This window comes from Syntrophobacter fumaroxidans MPOB, from assembly GCF_000014965.1.
Taxonomy (GTDB): Bacteria; Desulfobacterota; Syntrophobacteria; order Syntrophobacterales; family Syntrophobacteraceae; genus Syntrophobacter; species Syntrophobacter fumaroxidans.
On record NC_008554.1, the window covers coordinates 1,407,538 to 1,423,289 of the forward strand.

Below are 15,752 nucleotides of genomic sequence, written 5' to 3' on the forward strand. Positions count from 1 at the left end.
CGCCTGCAAACGCCCATGAGAAGGTACTTACCCTCTCGCGGGGGAAAAATCCAGTCAATGCATTCACCCTGGACGGATCTCAGTCGATCTTTCGGCGCACGGAAATGAATCGAACCGTGGGAGCAGCCGTTTTGTGGAATCTTCGACCGCCCGGCAAGCAACTAAGGGGCTCCTTCGTAGAAGAAGTCGTCATGGAGGGCCAGCGTAATGTACCTTTCCGCGAACACATGGAGAACGACCTCAGGCCGTTCGGCCAGAATCCTGTCGTAGTTGAAGGGAACAAACGGGGCCGCTCCCACCACTTTCTGGAAGTGGGGATAGAAATAACGGTAGAGACCGTCCCCGAAAGAATCATGCCTGAAGAACAGCTTGGCCAGTTTTCTCCCGCCCGTATCGGGTTGAATCTCGAACGCGGTACTCAGGTCCTCATCGATGAGATCATCCATGAGCAGCATTTGCGCCAGGTCGCCGCCCGGAGAAGTCCTGCGCACCGAGACCTTTTCGTTCTCGATCGATATGGGGCGGACGCCCGGGAAAACCCTCGACAGTTCTTCGATAATCTCGCGGTAGCCGGTATAGGCGCCGAAATCGTTCCAGTGAGAATCCGTCTTGTAGTAAATCGGATGAAGTTTTTTTGCGTTGAGCAGCGCCCTTCTCAAATCCATGACCTTGACCCGCGAGTGATTGCGCATGTATTCCGAAAATTGTTCGAGCCGCGTCGGATTGCCGTTCCTTACAATGCTTTCGGGCAGGAATTCCCCGTAGATCGTGTTCTTGTTCGGCACAATCACCACGATATAGAAGATACCGTTTCTTGAAAACAGCTCATGGTTCCACTCAATGCGTTCACGCAAAGCGTCGAGCTCGGTCTCGGAGAGCGGGATCAAGCCGCAGTGGTCATTGAAAGTGAACCCGTCCGGGAAGACCTCCGAGCGGTAGAACAGCCAGGAATCCCTGCCCATCACGACACTGGGCACCGGAGAAACTCCGAGCAGGTTCACCCTGAGAATGTTGTTGAGCCGGATGAGGCTGCATCGAAAGCCGAGATGGTCGCCGATAAAGGATTCGCAGTCTTTGGGAAAACGCCTCAGGGCGGAGAGTTCCGCCTTCAATTCGGGCTCTTTCGCCAATTCGCGGTTCTCGGAATACTCATATTCCTTGAAGATGCACAAGTTCATCTCCGCCATGGGAAACCACATGAGGATCAACAGGCAGACCAGAAGGATTTTCGTTGGGGTTCTCACCATACCTGACGTTTCCCGCCACACTAAGCGCTCCGGGGCTTAGCTTCACAACCTCCGGGTTTCAGAACTTGAAATAGATGAAGGGATTGTAGGTTCCACCCATCAACGCCATCGACGAGAGCATGAAAACAATCCCCAGGAAGACCACGTACGAGCACCGCCAACCCGGAATGGTCCCCCTGCCGGAGTTGACGACCGCAGGCAGAAGGTGTGAACCGCGGGCACGGATGGTCGACCAAACGGGCAAGGACACGAGCGATGCGGCAACCAGGGCGAGCAGCACCTCGCGGTTGAGGACCATGGCGACGGGGTATTTCCCAGGAACCGGCTCCGAAAACCCGAACATCGCCGCGATATAGGTCCCGGCCTGCGCGATTCCATCGGACCGGAAGAGCGCCCACCCGATCATCACCACACCCATGGCATAAGCCTGTCGGAGCGGTCGCCAGGCGGCCTCAACCATTCGTCCGAAGGCCGTTCGTTCCGCGATCAGAAACAACCCGTGCCAAACGCCCCAGATCACGAACGTCCAGTTCGCGCCGTGCCATAATCCGCAGAGCAGGAACACCACGAGCAGATTGAAGTATTCCCTGCGCGCTCCATGCCGGTTGCCCCCCATGGGAACGTACAGGTAGTCTCTGAACCATTGCGACAGAGTGATGTGCCACCTGCGCCAGAAATCGCGGACGGACTGCGAAAAATACGGGTAATTGAAGTTCTCCGGGAATTCGAATCCGAACATCTTTCCCAGTCCGATGGCCATATCGGTATAGCCGGAAAAATCCAGGTATATCTGAAAAGTGTAGCAGAGCAGCCCGAACCAGGCCAGGCCGGCGGAAAGCTCAGCCTGGGGGAGGGAGAAGACCGTGTCGGCCGCGAGCGCCAAAGGATTTGCGATGAGCACTTTCTTTCCCAGCCCGACAATAAACCGTTCAACCCCCCGGGCGATCTGCTCGAAAGTCATAACCCGTGCGACCAACTGCGCCGCCGCATCCCTGAACCGGAAAATCGGCCCGGCCAGGATCTTGGGGAAAAATGACAAATACAAGGCGAAATTCCAGAAGCTCCGGCCGGTTTCGATCTTTCGGGCGTAGACGTCGCACAGGCAGGAAATGGCATGGAAGGTGAAAAACGATATGCCGACCGGTACCTGCATCTTGTCCGGATGCACCGGACCGACGGACATCAGTGCGAACACGGGGCTCATGCTTTCCAGGAGAAAATGGGTGTACTTGTAGAAGCACAGCAAAGCGAGGTTCAGCGCGATCCCCGCCACGAAGACCGCCTTGCGGGCCCGCGCACGGACCCCTCTTGTCGCCCCGGCCTGCCCTTGCTCCCACCCCGGCTCGCCGTCATCAAGCCGTCGCAGCCAGACGGCGCAGGCATGATTGAACAGGCAGGAAAACAACAGCACGAATACGTAGCCCTGCTCGCCCCAGGCATAGAAGAAGAAGCTGGCCGCCAGAAGCCAGGCGTTGCGCCACGAAGGTCTGAGCAGCAGGCTGACGGTCAGCACGACCGGAAGAAAGAAAAACAGGAAAATCAAGGAGCTGAAAACCATGAGAGCCTCTTCCGCGACTTCCGCCCCGATGCCCGAAAAACCCGCGCAAAAGCGGGACCCCCGTTCAAAGCCGCGCGATGGGCAGAATAGTGCAAAAACAAGCTTCAATCAAGTCGGGAAGCACGTTTCAGTCGGGAAGCACGTTTCGCTCCTTTTCGGAAAAGCTCGTCTGTCTTCGAATCGCTTGACGCGGACGGCTCGATTTGCGTTCTTTTCACGCACGCATGCATCTTCCTTCAGCAATCCGGCGGGAGGCGCGCGGAAAACAACGGAGGCACGAAGCGGCAGGCGGGATGCGTTGCGCACGTCGTATCCCCGGCCTCCCGAGGCCGGGGATACGACGGAGACATTATCGGGGCGTGACTATTTGAGCTTTCTCGCCAGGAAGAATCCGTCCGGATCGCACTCTTCCCTCAGGAGGCGAAGATCCTTCTCCGTGGGCTGCGCCATTTCCTTCAGGTCCGAGGAAACCAGGAGATCGAAGCTGACTTTCTTCTTGATGTCGTCGGCCGTTCTACCCGGAGCAACCTCGAGCAGCATCATTCTGCGCGTGCCTTCATCGAATCCGAACAAGGCTTCATTGGTGATGACGCGATAGGGACCCGAGCCCATGACGCCGGCTTTCTCCCTGTAGTTCTCGGCCCCGTCTCCGAAGCCGATGCTGGTGACGAAATCGAGCTGGTTTACGAATCTTCTCGGCTCGAGTGCCATGATGATGATCGACTTCTCACAGTTGGCGGCCATGGCGCCCGCTCCCCCACTCCCCGGGAACCTGGTCTGTGCCTTGGTGTAGGTGCCGCCCTCGAAAGTCGAATTGACATTTCCATACATGTCGATCTGCGCGCCGCCGATGAATGCGAAATCGGCGTGCCCTCTCTGAGTCAGCTCGAACACCGAGCTCAACCCCTTCAGATAGCATGCCTTTCGGCATGCACGCGTGTCGCCCACCGAGAGCGGCATGCCCATCTCCAGGACCGGCGTCAGCGGTCCCGCCTCGAATATGATCCCCAGACCCGGCGCATGGGTAAGCTGCGCGTGAATGGACGCGATGATGGGCAGACCCGTCCCCACGAACACGATCGTATTGTCTTCAAGCACTCTCGAACCGGTGTATGCAATCATTTCAAACGGCGTATATTCGGCCATGGTCTAAACCTCCTTATGGATTCGGCACTTGAACGGCTAGGAGAGGATGATCGGCTGTCCGCCATCAAGATCTTTTATCTTCTTGAAGGTCTTGTAGGGCAGCTTGGCGAGGAAATCGTCGTAGGTCTCGCATCCGAAAACGTATTCGTCGTAGTATTTCTTCAACGCGTCTTTCTTTCCGGATTTCCTGAATTCGTCGGAGGCGCTTCGGAACATCAGGATGTGCTCCATGTCGAACCCCAGTAGAATCCGTAGCACGCCCCGGGAAAGCTCGCGAAACGCTGCTCGATAACGGCGTCCACCGCGGTGTAGGGTATTTCCGTCAGGTTCGGATAGGTCCTGATGTTTTCGTTGGAGATGAGTTGCTCGCAGGTCACCAGGGTATGGGCGGCGGCCATGGCGATCTCGGGGCAGGTGCAGTGCGCGCCGAAGATGCGGCAGTTTCCGTGCATATCCGCAGCGGTTACGTTGAGCAGCCCGACATCCGGATAGCACGCGGGAACCAGGTAGCAGTTCTTTCCCGAAAAGGGGCTCTCAACCATCATCCCACGGTTCACGAGCTCCATATCGGCGCCGCCGTGATCCCTCACCGGGAGGAATTCCAGCCCCATCGCCGCCGCTTTGAATCTCGCGGACATGCCGTAGTTGGTGTAGTCGTCGATGCGGATCATCCCGTTGGCGCACAGATGCCGAAAGAGCGGCGCGATGCCGATCACTTCATAACCCCACCACGCCAGCTCCACCCGCTTGATGGACAGATGATCGGGGTACAGAAGCATCGCTCCGGCCAACAGCTCGGGGCAGATCGAATTGGACTGAAAAGAGAGTGTCAGATCCTTTGCCCCATGCCTGATGATTTCATGGATGAAAGCAACCGGCGGACGAGTGTTAACGAATCCACCGATGGCTATGTTGATCCCGTCCTTGACGTATTTGTTGACGGCATCCTTGATGGTGGTTCTTTTGTCGCTCAACGCCTTCGACTTATGAACCATGACCTTCCTCGCCTGCTCGGGCGAGGGTCCCCACCAGGAGAAGGGTTCCTGTCCCACCTTCAATGATGTTTCATCCAGGCTTGTGATTTTCCCAATGAAGGAGCTTGCATTGTTTTTCATTCCCGACCTCCGGCTTCAAGTTGAATACGCACTGTCTCTCGCTTCTCCACTTTTCCCCAAAAGAGCATTCGAGTTCTAAGGAAACTGATATGAGCTTTATTTCACAATGGCCTGTATACAAGAATGGCTCAAAACGGTCAAGTCACAAGTTCGTCCGGTCCCCCCTCCCTGAGCCATGCGCCGCCTCCCTGTTTGAATATTTTGAATGTGATTTCAAGATGTTTTGCCACAGGCAGCCTTTCGTGTCCTCCATCGGCAAATCCATCGTCCATGCCGCTCAAACGGTGACGCTCCGGCTGAATTGCCCGTCCCCTCTTGCCATGGAAGATCAACCGTGACCGATGCATGCCGGCAATGAACGGAGGCCCGTTTTAAAGTCCGCTCGAGAATCAGCCGAAATCCCTCATGGAGGTTTCCCATCAACCTCGAGTGAAAATCGGGAGCGGTCGGAAGCTTTTCGAACGCACCCGCCGGGCATTCTTCCCAAGTGCGCAACGCGGGGCGGAACCCCTGCGTTCACCCAGGTGCGCTATCCGGAAAATGGCAAGCATGATTCAAAACAGCAACGAACGTGCGCCTCATCCCATCGGGTCTCTGAAGTATCCCGGCGGCTCCGGGGAATCCGAAAGCCTTCCCCCGAGGACAAACCATCTCTTCAAGTACAGAATTGCCCTGTATGTTCTGCTCTCGATCCTGCCCGCTTGTCTGCTCTTCATGTACGGCAATTTTTCCTCCCGCCACGAGGAGTTCGCATGTGCATTCGATCCTCCGCAGGGGAGCTTTCTCACCCCACAGGAGATCGAATGGCTGGCCGCTCACCCTCTCATCAACCTCGCCCCCGACCCCGATTACCCGCCCATCGAGTTCTTCGATGAACGGGGAAACTACGGCGGCATTGCCGCCGATTATGTCAAAATCATCGAAACCACCCTCGGCATCGATTTCAACATCGTAAGGATTTCCAACTGGTCGGATATCCTGGTTGCAGCCAGGAACCGGACCGTGGACATGTTCGGCGCCGCCTCCGCGACGCCGCAAAGATCCGTTTACATGCTGTTCACTTCGCCTTTCATCGAATTTCCCTCAGTGATCATCGTCCGGGAGAACGTCGCGGAATCCTTGACGCCCAAGCAGCTCGAAGGGATGAAGGTCGCCGTTGTGGACGGATACGCCGACCATGATTTTCTGGTGAATCACTACCCCGAGCTCAAACTGATCCCCGTTCCGGACGTGAGCACGGGTTTGAGACAGGTGTCCTTCGGCACCGTCGACGCCTTTGTGGCCAATCTTGCGAGTGCCGTCTACCACATTGAGAAACTGGGCATCTCCAATCTGCATTTCGGCGGGAACACAGGATATTCATACCGGATGGCGTTAGCCGTGCGGAGCGACTGGCCCGAGTTATCGGGCATCCTCGAGAAGGCATTGTCCCGCATCGGTCAAAGAGAACGCGACCTCATTTACAGAAAATGGATACGGTTCGAGACTCCGTCGCCGTTCCGGAAAACGAGCTTCCGGGCCTGCGTGCTCACCGCTCTTGCGATCGTGCTGGTACTGCTTCCCGCGATGGTGGTATGGAACAGGCTTCTCAAGTCCCTGGTCAACAGCAAGACGGAGGCGTTGCGCGAGGAGATCGCCAAACGCATCAGGACGGAAGAGCAACTCAGGCGGGCGCGCGATGAACTGGAAAAGCGCGTCCGGGAGAGGACGACGCCGCTCATGCGGGAAATTGAAGACCGCTAGCGTGCCCGGGAGGAGTTCCTCAACGAAAAGAGTTGCCTGGAAAATCCATTCCCGGGCGAGCCTGTTTTCATGCTTCGGGGTGTCGCCGGTGTCATGGACAGTTTTGTGGAAAGCCTCATCGAGACCGCTCGGGCCCATCGTCCCGGGGCTCGGCAAAGTGGGCCGGATCGCGGCGTCCACGCCGGCTGATGGGTACTCATACGGATTTACCTAGAAAATAGACTCCCTCGGGAGTCCGTTTTCATGCTTCGCGGGTGTCGCAGGGGGCATGGATAATTGCGTTCAAAATGATACTCTAAAAGCGTGGGGGACGTATCCCCCACACCCCCTCGCCGCTTCGCGGCTCCGTGTGGCGCTGCGGCGGCGGCCTTCGGCCAGTCGCCGACAGCGCCGAGCACTCGGCCTCACGCGCTTGCGCGTGTGGCCGAAACTTGGGGGGTGCGGGGGAATCATTCCCCCGCTCTTTTGTGCTTGAAAGATCCATCTCTTGAACGCAACTTCGTATCAAGGGTGGGCTGACTCGGGCACGCGGCTGGGCTAAGCCCAGCCCACGGCTTCGATGCCCCAGGCCGGATCGTGACCACCCACTCGGGCAGACCCGGCCGGATCATCTCCCCTGGCTTTTATAGCTCTTTCTGATCGCGCTGAAGTCCGCCACGGCACGCTTGATATCCTGCAGGAGGCTCACAAACTCCGACTGCCAGGCTCGCGGCAATCGGTCCTTGAGGATTTTCCCCGGCACGTCCGTGTCTTCTCCCGCCATCATGGCATAATAGGCGCACTCGATTGCCTGAGCGGCCATTTCCAACGCCTCTTCTCCTTCTGCCCGCGGGGCCGGGATACGGACCTTTTCCATGCAACCGTTTCTGGCCATGATCCGCTCATAAAAGCCCTTGTTCTCACCGGGCCTGTCCACCCTCCAGCCGCCGTTGCCGTAGACGAGCAACCGTTCCATGGCCGGAGACTGCGAGAACGGAAACCACAAGGATGCATCCCTCGCATGATAGTAGGCAAACTGGTAGTCCAGCAGGCTCACCTCCGGCGGCTCTCCCGATCCCCTCGGGGAAATAATCAATTCGGTGAGGTTCGACAGGTCGAATACGGTCATGCTTTCCTCCGGCCCGCAGATCGTGCACAGAATAGCCCTCGTGCAACAATGTGCGCCACCCGAGAAACAATAGGCCACCAGCGTGGAACATCCCTTGTGCGGCAAGTCTTCGACGATATCCACCGGCGGCGCGGTATAATGAGACTCGTCCCCGTACAGCGTCCTGCCGTCTTTTCTCACCTCGACCTTGAACCGGCCTCCCTCCGGCACCTTTTTCACCGTCAGCAGAAAAGGCCCGTGACGAAACAGCGTTTCAATGTCCCCTTCCACCTCCCTCGGGAAGTTATCCTTTCTCGAGGTGTCAGGAGACTGCTCCTCGGCGGGAAACCAGAACACCGGACGCACCCCGGCCGTCGATTCGATCGATACGATCGAAAGAAGAGACCACGTCAGGAGCGTGAGCAACGCCCGCAGCGGTATCCCGCTCGGCAGAATTTCCATCATCGGCTGTGCCTCGAAACACGTCAACGGACGATCGTCGAGCCCCGCCAGGCAGGCGGCAACGGTTTCCCGCATGCCGCATCGTTTTCCGCCGGCCTGGAAGCAGTCTTCTCGAACCGTCCGCTTTCAATCGTTCAGGAATTGTCGAATGAAGTCCGCGCTTCTTTTCTTTCCCTGGAACACACCGTAGTGACCTTCACAAAGGATGTCGGGCTCAAGCGAAAGGATGGATTCCAGGGAACGCAGGTATTTCCCCCGGTCCGAAAGAAGGCTCGCATGCAAAGGGCCGTGGATGTCCTGGCCGAAAAGGACTTTCTTGCCGTCCGATTCCACCAGGTAGACCACCGATCCGGGGGAATGCCCCGGCGTGTGTATGGCCCGGATGCTCCTTTCCCCGAGCAGAATCTCCTCCTCTTCACCCTCCAGAACCACGTCCACCGGGAACGGCTTCAGCGAAGCCCCGTACCAACCGGCCGCCGTCACCTCGCCGTCGCCCCGCTCCAGAAACGGGGCGTCCAATGCATGAGCGACAATTTTGCACCCCGTCCTTCGCCGGATCGCATCAGCGCCGCCGGTATGATCGAAGTGGCAATGCGTGAGAAGAAGGTATTCGAGTTGTTCCCCGGACACACCACACTCGAGAATATTGCCGTAGATCCGATCAACGCTCCAGCCGCATCCCGCATCCACCATCGCGGCATGCGTCCCGAAAACGATCAGGTATGCGGCGGCATCCTCGGCCGCGGACAGGCCTTCACCAGCGACCTGGTAGATTTCCCGGGTGATCTTCATCAGGTCCCTTCTCACTTGCCGGTTCGGTAAGAACGATTCTCTTCGGCGTTACTTCCCATGTCCGGATCGACTTGACCACCGGCCCGGGGCGGGGCGAACCCGCGCCGATACGGATGGCTGTCAAATTAATCATGGCGCAAGGACAGATCAAACTTTTTCAGGCGAAATCCGGAACCGGTACGCCGCCGCCCGAGTTCGACCGGCACTGTTGTTGCGCAATCGGAGGTTCCATCCGTCTTCGCCGGCAGGCTTCTCCCCAAATTCCATGGACCTTGCAGCGTCGTGTGTTCCCGAAAACCGGGCAGGATGTTTACGTCATTGGAAGACTCGGGCAAGTCAAACCAGGCAGGAAGGAAACGGCGCAGACATCGCCGCTTCGATCAGGTCTTCAGGTAGAACATATACTCTTTCCCACACTGCGAGCACTTCAGCATGCACTTGTCCCCCCTGTCGCAGGCAATGTCAACCCGCGTTCCACAGGAATCGCATCGCCTGTTGACAGTGAATCCCTTGACCGTCTTCTTCGGCTTGTCCATTTCGCCCCTCTGTTGTGCCACTTTAATAATACCATGATCATCAGCAAAATGGTCAACCATTTCTCAGCCCCTTGTTCGCGGCACACGATTTTCTCCCGCCCGACGGACCCTCTGCCTTGCCACACCACCTCACCCGATGTGCGAGATTCGCACGCCCACATATCACATTCGGAGACTGAAGGAGAGCATTTTTTTCCCCACGGTCAGGCAACCGTTCCGCCATGCGGGCAGGCAGCACTCGATGGGCGTTGGAAGAGCCGGGGAACGAATCCGGCAGGACTGACGACGAGACGATTTGCTTTGTCCGCAGACTACGGGCCCTCGTTACCCGAATGAGGCGGGATTCCTTCCAACTCTTGAAACGGAGCGCAACGGAGACTGTCCCGGGGCCGGGAGAGAACACAAGCGGGCCCCGGGCCGCAAGCTGCCCATCCTCATGGATTCCGCCACCAGTCTTTTCTTTGCCCGCTGACGAGTTCCCTGCCCTCCCCCGGGAATATCTCCCGTTCATCCGGAGGGGTCGGTCGCACGACTGCGGGCCACTTCCCGGCCACCGGGCCGGGTCCTTCCCTTGTGACCGATGAGGGGGATGAGTCCACCATCCGGGGGATGTGCGCCGGGTCCTCTTCCTCCACCCTGCAGCTGAACTCGATGGGGATTCCGTTTGGATCGAAAGAATAAATGGAATGGATGAAGCCGTGATCGATCACCTCCGAAACCCAGGAGCCCGCAGCTTCGATTCGGTCGCGGAGGTCCCAGAGATCATCTTCGCACCCCACCCCGAATGACACATGGTCAAAAACAACAGGCCCCGCCGCCGGCTGGCCGTGATCCCTTTCAGGAACAGGCTCCACCCCGGGCCATTCGAAAAAGGCAATGTGATGGCCGGGTGAAATCTCAAAGAAGTAGTGCCTGTACCCGGGCTTGCCCAGTCCGGCCACCAGACGCATTCCGAGAAGATCCCTCCAGAATCGTATCGTTGCGTCCATGTCCCCCGTTGCCATCGCCAGGTGGTGTATTCCGTAATACTTTGCCATTGCGCCGCTCCCCGCGAAAATCGATGCGTTCCGGCCGTGTCCCGTTCCCCATGGCCTTACAAAGCCCTGAAGGGAAAAGACCTGCCGGCACACGGCTCAGTCTGCGGGCCGCAAAGAAAGGCTTTCGCGCCGTCCCGTCGCGTTTCTCCCATCCCGCAGGTTCTCCGACTACAGGACCCCGATTTCCGCGCCGAGCTTCTTGTGCGCCTTTGGAAAATCGGGCTGAAAGTTCTGGTAGGGAGTCACCGGGTAGCGCGCTCCCACGGCCTTCCCCGCCGCCTTCAGTCCCTCGATCAGATCCGTCAGAGCGCTGCCGGGAATGGCGAACACCATTTCGTCGTCCTGCGTCGCCGCGAAAATCCGTTCCCCGTTTCCCGGCAGGACCATCCGCGCGGATTGCGTTTTGAAGGGAGCTATGAGGTACTCGTCGCATTCCACCTTCCCCCCGAAATGGCCGGGAACCCTGTCTCCCCTGACATACGACCATGCCTGGGCGAAGCGCATCATCTGGGCCGGGTTGCCGTAGAACACTATCGTATCGGGTTCAAACGCGGTCCTGGCGAGAGGCGCGACGAGAACGGCCCGGATTTCTCCGTTCTCGAACCGGCTCATCGATGCCGCTTCTTTTTCGGCCGTGGATTCGCCGGAGGAAAACCCTGTGTCGCAGAAAAGCCGCCCAAGCGATGCCGGCGGGGATGATGCGTCGCTCATACCGAACACGATGGCTGCCGGAACGCAGACGAGGTCCTCCCTTCCGATCCCCACGGTCCAGCCGTAGTTGCGGGCCATGGTGACCCCCTGGCAAAGTGCGATTCGCTTCCCCAGGGTCGTGGAAGGCCAACAAGTCTTCTCGGGATATCCCTTTTTCTCCTCGAGAAACTTTGCGGCAACCGGGAATGTCTTGAGCCTGAGATCGTTGCGGACGGATTCCGCCGCTTCGCTGAAATTTTTTTGGTTCATGGACCTTCTCCTTGTGGTTCCGGGAAACTCCACAGCGACTCTCCCACCGGGGTGAGCCACTCCTCCGGCCGGGTCAATTCTTGTCCCGGCAGGCAGTCATCACCCGCCCCCCCCCCCGCAGCCGCCCGGGACTGCGGCCCGGTCGGGGATTGATCTGGTTCGCGCACCCTGTCCGAAGGATACAATTCGACCAGGCAAAAGCCGATGCGTCTGCCGCGGTGCAGGGAGTTCCTCTCAGCGGGCGAGGGAGACAACCCGCAGGAGATCCCTTTGAAAACCATCCATGCGCTCCTCTCCCAGACCGCTTGTGATGCGGGACTGGGCTTCCTCCCACAGGGGTATGGCTTCAACGAGCTTCTCCTCCCCCAGGTCGGTGAGGCGTACTTGACGCTCTCTGCGGTCTTCTCCCGGTTCGGTCTTGATGAGCTTCTTCTTTTCGAGGACCTTGAGATTTCTGGTGAGGGTGGTGCGATCCATGACCGTGAGATGAGCCAACCGGGTCAGCGTGATCGGGGCGCGGATTCTGGCCGTCATGAGCACGGAAAACTGGGTGACCCTGAGGCCGGAGGGCCTCAGGAAATCATCATAGAGCCGGGTGACGGCGCGGGCGGCCTTCCGCAGGCTGTAACACGCGCAGGTCCGCCCTATTTCGAGACATCTGGCATGATCCGGAGTGTCCGTAGCAGACGGTTTCATGTCGTCCTCTCCTGTGCGCCGCGGGTGGGGCTTCGGACCTGGCTTCACCCCGGATGAGGCTCGGTGAATGAAGCCGGCCCATAACGTGTATATACACGCAGGCCGTTCCCGTCAACCGGAAACTTCGCCGCTCCGCGCTGCATCAACCCGCTGCCCCCCCGGAGCACCCCGCGCGGATCCCGTCGACAACCGGCCTGTCGAGATGCCGTGCGCAGGGAGCGGGCCGTGCGACCGGAAAGCCGATACGATGCCCCTCCGGCTCCCGAGAACCGATGGAGGGACCGGCGGCACAAGCCTTCCTTCGCTTCCCCGGATCCGCCGATTCCTTTCGGCGCCGCGCCCGCTTCGGAGGGGATCGCTTGTCTTGTGCCCGCGCGACAGCGTTTGGGCATTTGCGGGATTTCCCCCGAACCGCGCCGCTTGACTCCGGCCGCCATGGCGGGTAAACACGGAAGACGCCCTCTACGCATTCTGGGCCACGATCACGAATTCCCCATGGCGACTGGATTCTCATGAAAAGATTCATTGCTTCGTTCGTCGGCGCGCTCTGTTTCTGGATCGGCCTCTCGGCGTTCATCGAATCCGCAGCGGCCCAACCCGGCAGCATCACATGGAAGGAACCGCTCACCGGCATGGAATTCGTCCGGATACCTGCCGGGTGTTTCGAATTCCGTTGTCCCGCGGACACCGGCCGATCCTCTTCTTCAACCCTCTGCACCGGCGGCTTTTGGCTCGGAATACACGAGGTCACCCGCGGACAGTTCAGAGTTTTCATCGAGGCGACGGGCTACCGCACGGACGCCGAAAGGGAGGGCTTTTCGTGGGCGTACTCCGGACAGTGGGAAAAGAGGGCCGGACAGGACTGGAGGAACTCAGGATTTCCCCAGGATGACCGTCATCCCGTGGTGAACGTCTCCTGGAACGATGCGAAGGCGATGGCCAAGTGGCTCTCGGAGAAGAATCGGGAGCATTTTCGGTTGCCCACGGAATCGGAGTGGGAATACGCATGCGGCGATCGGCAGTCAGCCGAATCATCGCCGGATGCGGAATCCGTGTGCCGGCAGGCCAACGTCGCCGATGCAACCGCCCTGGAGTCCTTTCCTGCCTGGAAAACCCGCGCGTGCCGGGACGGTCACGTCCACACGGCACCGGTCGGCAGCCTGCGGCCTGACCGGTTCGGGTTGTACGACCTGGTGGGAAACGTCTGGGAATGGTGCGAAGATGTGTGCATTTCCGGAACCGGGTCCGACCATGCAATGAACAAAGTCGTACCGGCGAAGCATTCGATCCGGGTGGTCCGCGGCAATGGATGGAACAGCGGGCCGGGTCTGCGCGGCTGCGCCGCCAGAGAGACGCTGCAGGTGCCGGAGCGTCGCGGCAACGATGTGGGATTTCGTTTGATGCGCGCACCTTAAGTGTTGATAGGATAGGCTTTTCGTGCTAATAAAGATTGACTTTGACAGGACTGGAACGTGTCGGCCCTTGCAGCGCTGTCTCAGCACTCGCCTTTTGCTCGGCCTCCCTGCCCCCCCGTGATCGATGAGGAGGACGACCGTCGCAAACCTGTTTCAATTCTGTGATATGGCTCGGTTTCGTTCTTGACATGGAATTACGTTTGGATTAGCGTGCCGTATTCACGCCAATTATGCACAATCCGGCCACTGAGCAGTTTGCACACTCTTGGTTTATGTCCTGGGGTGCTTGAAATCATGTGAGAGGGGGGATGGAGCGATCGGGAATCGGCAGTAAGAACAATTGTTTAGATGACGGCCGATGCGGCCGTCCGAGGACATCCTGGGTATGAATCTCGAGTCGATTTTGTTGAAGGGAAAAGGCACGCTGGTGCAGCAGTGGTTCCAGATGATCGCGGAGACGTATCCTCCGGAGACTGCACAGTTGCTTGCCAGAGAAAAGAGCCAATTCGCCAACCCCGTCGGGCATACGCTCCGTCATGCAACCCGCGAAATTTTCGATGAACTGCTCGGCGGAAACGATCCTGGAAAAATGGCGCCGCTTTTGGACAAGATCATCCGAATCAGGGCTATCCAGGATTTCATTCCCTCCCAGGCTGTTGCCTTCATCTTCCTTTTGAAGCGGATCGCCCGCGAGGCGGTTCGCAAAGAGGGCCGGGAGAACCCGGTTTCACCGGAGGAAATCCTGGCGTTCGACGCAAAGGTGGATGGACTGGCACTTCTCGCCTTTGACATTTATATGCAGTGCCGAGAGAAATTGAGTGAAGTCCGGATCAACGAGGTCAAGAACCGGACTTACAGGCTTCTGCAACGGGCGAACCTCATTGCCGAGCTCCCGGAGCGCAAGCCTGACCCGAACCAATAGTGCCGTCGGTTGAATTAACTTTTCAAAAACGAGGGATTGTAAATGGGCATGAAATTTTCTTTACTCTTAGTGATAGCGCTCGTTTTGGCTGTATTCCTGGGAGTGAAGGCGGCTGGCTTGTACTATGTTTTCGGGGTCATTGTCCCGTACGTAGCCATCCTCTTTTTCCTGGGCGGGGTGATCTTCAAGGTCCTGAAATGGGCGAGCACCCCGGTCCCCTTCCGCATTCCCACCACAGGGGGGCAGCAGAAGTCCTTGCCGTGGATCAAACAAAACAAGCTCGACAACCCGACGACCGTCGCCCAGACGGTGGGCAGGATGGCACTCGAGGTGCTTTTGTTCCGCTCTCTTTTCCGCAACACCAAGTTCGAGTTCAAGGAGGGCCCCAAGCTCGTCTACCAGTGGGAAAAGTGGCTCTGGCTGGCCGGGCTGGCTTTCCATTACTCGTTCCTCCTGATCCTTGTCAGGCACCTGCGCTTTTTCGCCGAGCCGGTGCCGGGCTTCGTGCATTTGACGGAAAGGATGGACGGCATCCTGCAACTGGGGCTTCCCGGCGTCTACATCACCGACATGCTGTTTGTAGTCGCCGTGACCTACCTCTTCATCCGCCGGGTCGTGATTCCCCAGGTGCGTTATATCTCGCTTGCCGCCGACTATTTTCCGCTTTTTCTCCTCCTGGCGGTGGGCGTCACGGGCATCCTGATGCGCTACTTCCTCAAGCTGGACTTGCTCAAGGTCAAGGAACTGACGATGAACCTGGTCACTTTCCGTCCGGCTGTGCCGGAAGGAATCGGCGTGCTCTTCTACATCCACTTCTTCCTGGTCTGCACGCTGATTGCCTATTTCCCCTTCAGCAAGCTGATGCACCTGGGCGGCGTATTTCTCAGCCCCACGAGGAACCTGCCCAATGACAGCCGCATCAAGAGGCACATCAATCCGTGGAACTATCCCGTAAAGGTCCATACCTACGCCGAATACGAGGATCATTTCAGGGATAAGATGATAGAGGCCGGCCTACCAGTGGAAAAGGAGTAAA

General features: G+C 58.3%; 15 protein-coding genes. 4 read left to right on the plus strand and 11 right to left on the minus strand.

Annotation, left to right across the window (positions count from 1 at the left end; genetic code table 11):
- Positions 1-161: 161 nt before the first annotated feature.
- The 5 genes from SFUM_RS05895 to SFUM_RS05910 all read right to left on the minus strand — a co-directional run bounded on the left by SFUM_RS05895 (position 162) and on the right by SFUM_RS05910 (position 5,066).
- Complete coding sequence (locus SFUM_RS05895; protein WP_011697994.1) at positions 162-1,247, minus strand: alginate O-acetyltransferase AlgX-related protein; 1,086 nt, start codon at positions 1,245-1,247, stop codon at positions 162-164.
- Positions 1,248-1,305: 58 nt separating this feature from the next.
- A complete protein-coding gene (locus SFUM_RS05900; RefSeq protein ID WP_011697995.1) occupies positions 1,306-2,805 on the minus strand; it encodes an MBOAT family O-acyltransferase in 1,500 nt (499 codons plus the stop codon).
- 363 nt (positions 2,806-3,168) lie between these two features.
- Positions 3,169-3,951 (minus strand): CoA-transferase subunit beta, encoded by a 783-nt coding sequence (locus SFUM_RS05905; protein ID WP_011697996.1) that lies wholly within the window; start codon positions 3,949-3,951, stop codon positions 3,169-3,171.
- Between the two features lie 36 nt (positions 3,952-3,987).
- Positions 3,988-4,167: a hypothetical protein gene (locus SFUM_RS23465; RefSeq protein ID WP_011697997.1), complete on the minus strand. Its 180-nt coding sequence runs from the start codon at positions 4,165-4,167 to the stop codon at positions 3,988-3,990.
- On the minus strand, positions 4,167-5,066 hold the full coding sequence (locus SFUM_RS05910; RefSeq protein WP_011697998.1) for a CoA transferase subunit A: 900 nt from the start codon (positions 5,064-5,066) through the stop codon (positions 4,167-4,169). Before SFUM_RS05910 ends, SFUM_RS23465 begins: the two co-directional genes overlap by 1 nt.
- Before the next feature lie 549 nt (positions 5,067-5,615).
- Here SFUM_RS05910 and SFUM_RS05915 point away from each other — a divergent pair.
- Positions 5,616-6,809 carry a transporter substrate-binding domain-containing protein gene (locus tag SFUM_RS05915; protein WP_049766301.1) on the plus strand — a complete coding sequence of 398 codons (1,194 nt, stop codon included), beginning with the start codon at positions 5,616-5,618 and terminating at the stop codon, positions 6,807-6,809.
- A gap of 607 nt (positions 6,810-7,416) precedes the next feature.
- Here the strand turns inward: SFUM_RS05915 and SFUM_RS05920 are convergent.
- From SFUM_RS05920 to SFUM_RS05945, 6 genes are all read right to left on the minus strand, one after another.
- Entirely contained in the window at positions 7,417-8,433 is a 1,017-nt protein-coding gene (locus SFUM_RS05920) for a hypothetical protein (RefSeq protein WP_041439998.1), read from the minus strand.
- 51 nt (positions 8,434-8,484) lie between these two features.
- The gene (locus SFUM_RS05925; protein WP_011698002.1) at positions 8,485-9,150 is read right to left on the minus strand and encodes an MBL fold metallo-hydrolase; all 666 of its coding nucleotides are present in this window, start codon (positions 9,148-9,150) and stop codon (positions 8,485-8,487) included.
- Between the two features lie 380 nt (positions 9,151-9,530).
- Positions 9,531-9,686: a hypothetical protein gene (locus tag SFUM_RS23090; RefSeq protein WP_153307203.1), complete on the minus strand. Its 156-nt coding sequence runs from the start codon at positions 9,684-9,686 to the stop codon at positions 9,531-9,533.
- A gap of 434 nt (positions 9,687-10,120) precedes the next feature.
- Positions 10,121-10,723, minus strand: a complete 603-nt coding sequence (locus tag SFUM_RS05935) for a VOC family protein (RefSeq protein ID WP_011698004.1) — start codon at positions 10,721-10,723, stop codon at positions 10,121-10,123.
- Positions 10,724-10,891: 168 nt separating this feature from the next.
- A complete protein-coding gene (locus SFUM_RS05940; protein ID WP_011698005.1) occupies positions 10,892-11,683 on the minus strand; it encodes a DUF169 domain-containing protein in 792 nt (263 codons plus the stop codon).
- A 234-nt stretch (positions 11,684-11,917) separates the two neighbouring features.
- The gene (locus SFUM_RS05945) at positions 11,918-12,379 is read right to left on the minus strand and encodes a MarR family winged helix-turn-helix transcriptional regulator (RefSeq protein ID WP_011698006.1); all 462 of its coding nucleotides are present in this window, start codon (positions 12,377-12,379) and stop codon (positions 11,918-11,920) included.
- Positions 12,380-12,891: 512 nt separating this feature from the next.
- On the opposite strand from SFUM_RS05945, the gene SFUM_RS05955 reads away from it, so the two are divergent.
- From SFUM_RS05955 to dsrM, 3 genes are all read left to right on the plus strand, one after another.
- Entirely contained in the window at positions 12,892-13,794 is a 903-nt protein-coding gene (locus SFUM_RS05955; RefSeq protein WP_011698008.1) for a formylglycine-generating enzyme family protein, read from the plus strand.
- Positions 13,795-14,179: 385 nt separating this feature from the next.
- Complete coding sequence (locus SFUM_RS05960) at positions 14,180-14,716, plus strand: RsbRD N-terminal domain-containing protein (RefSeq protein ID WP_011698009.1); 537 nt, start codon at positions 14,180-14,182, stop codon at positions 14,714-14,716.
- A 42-nt stretch (positions 14,717-14,758) separates the two neighbouring features.
- Positions 14,759-15,751 carry a sulfate reduction electron transfer complex DsrMKJOP subunit DsrM gene (gene dsrM, locus SFUM_RS05965; RefSeq protein ID WP_011698010.1) on the plus strand — a complete coding sequence of 331 codons (993 nt, stop codon included), beginning with the start codon at positions 14,759-14,761 and terminating at the stop codon, positions 15,749-15,751.
- The last annotated feature ends 1 nt before the right edge of the window (position 15,752 follow it).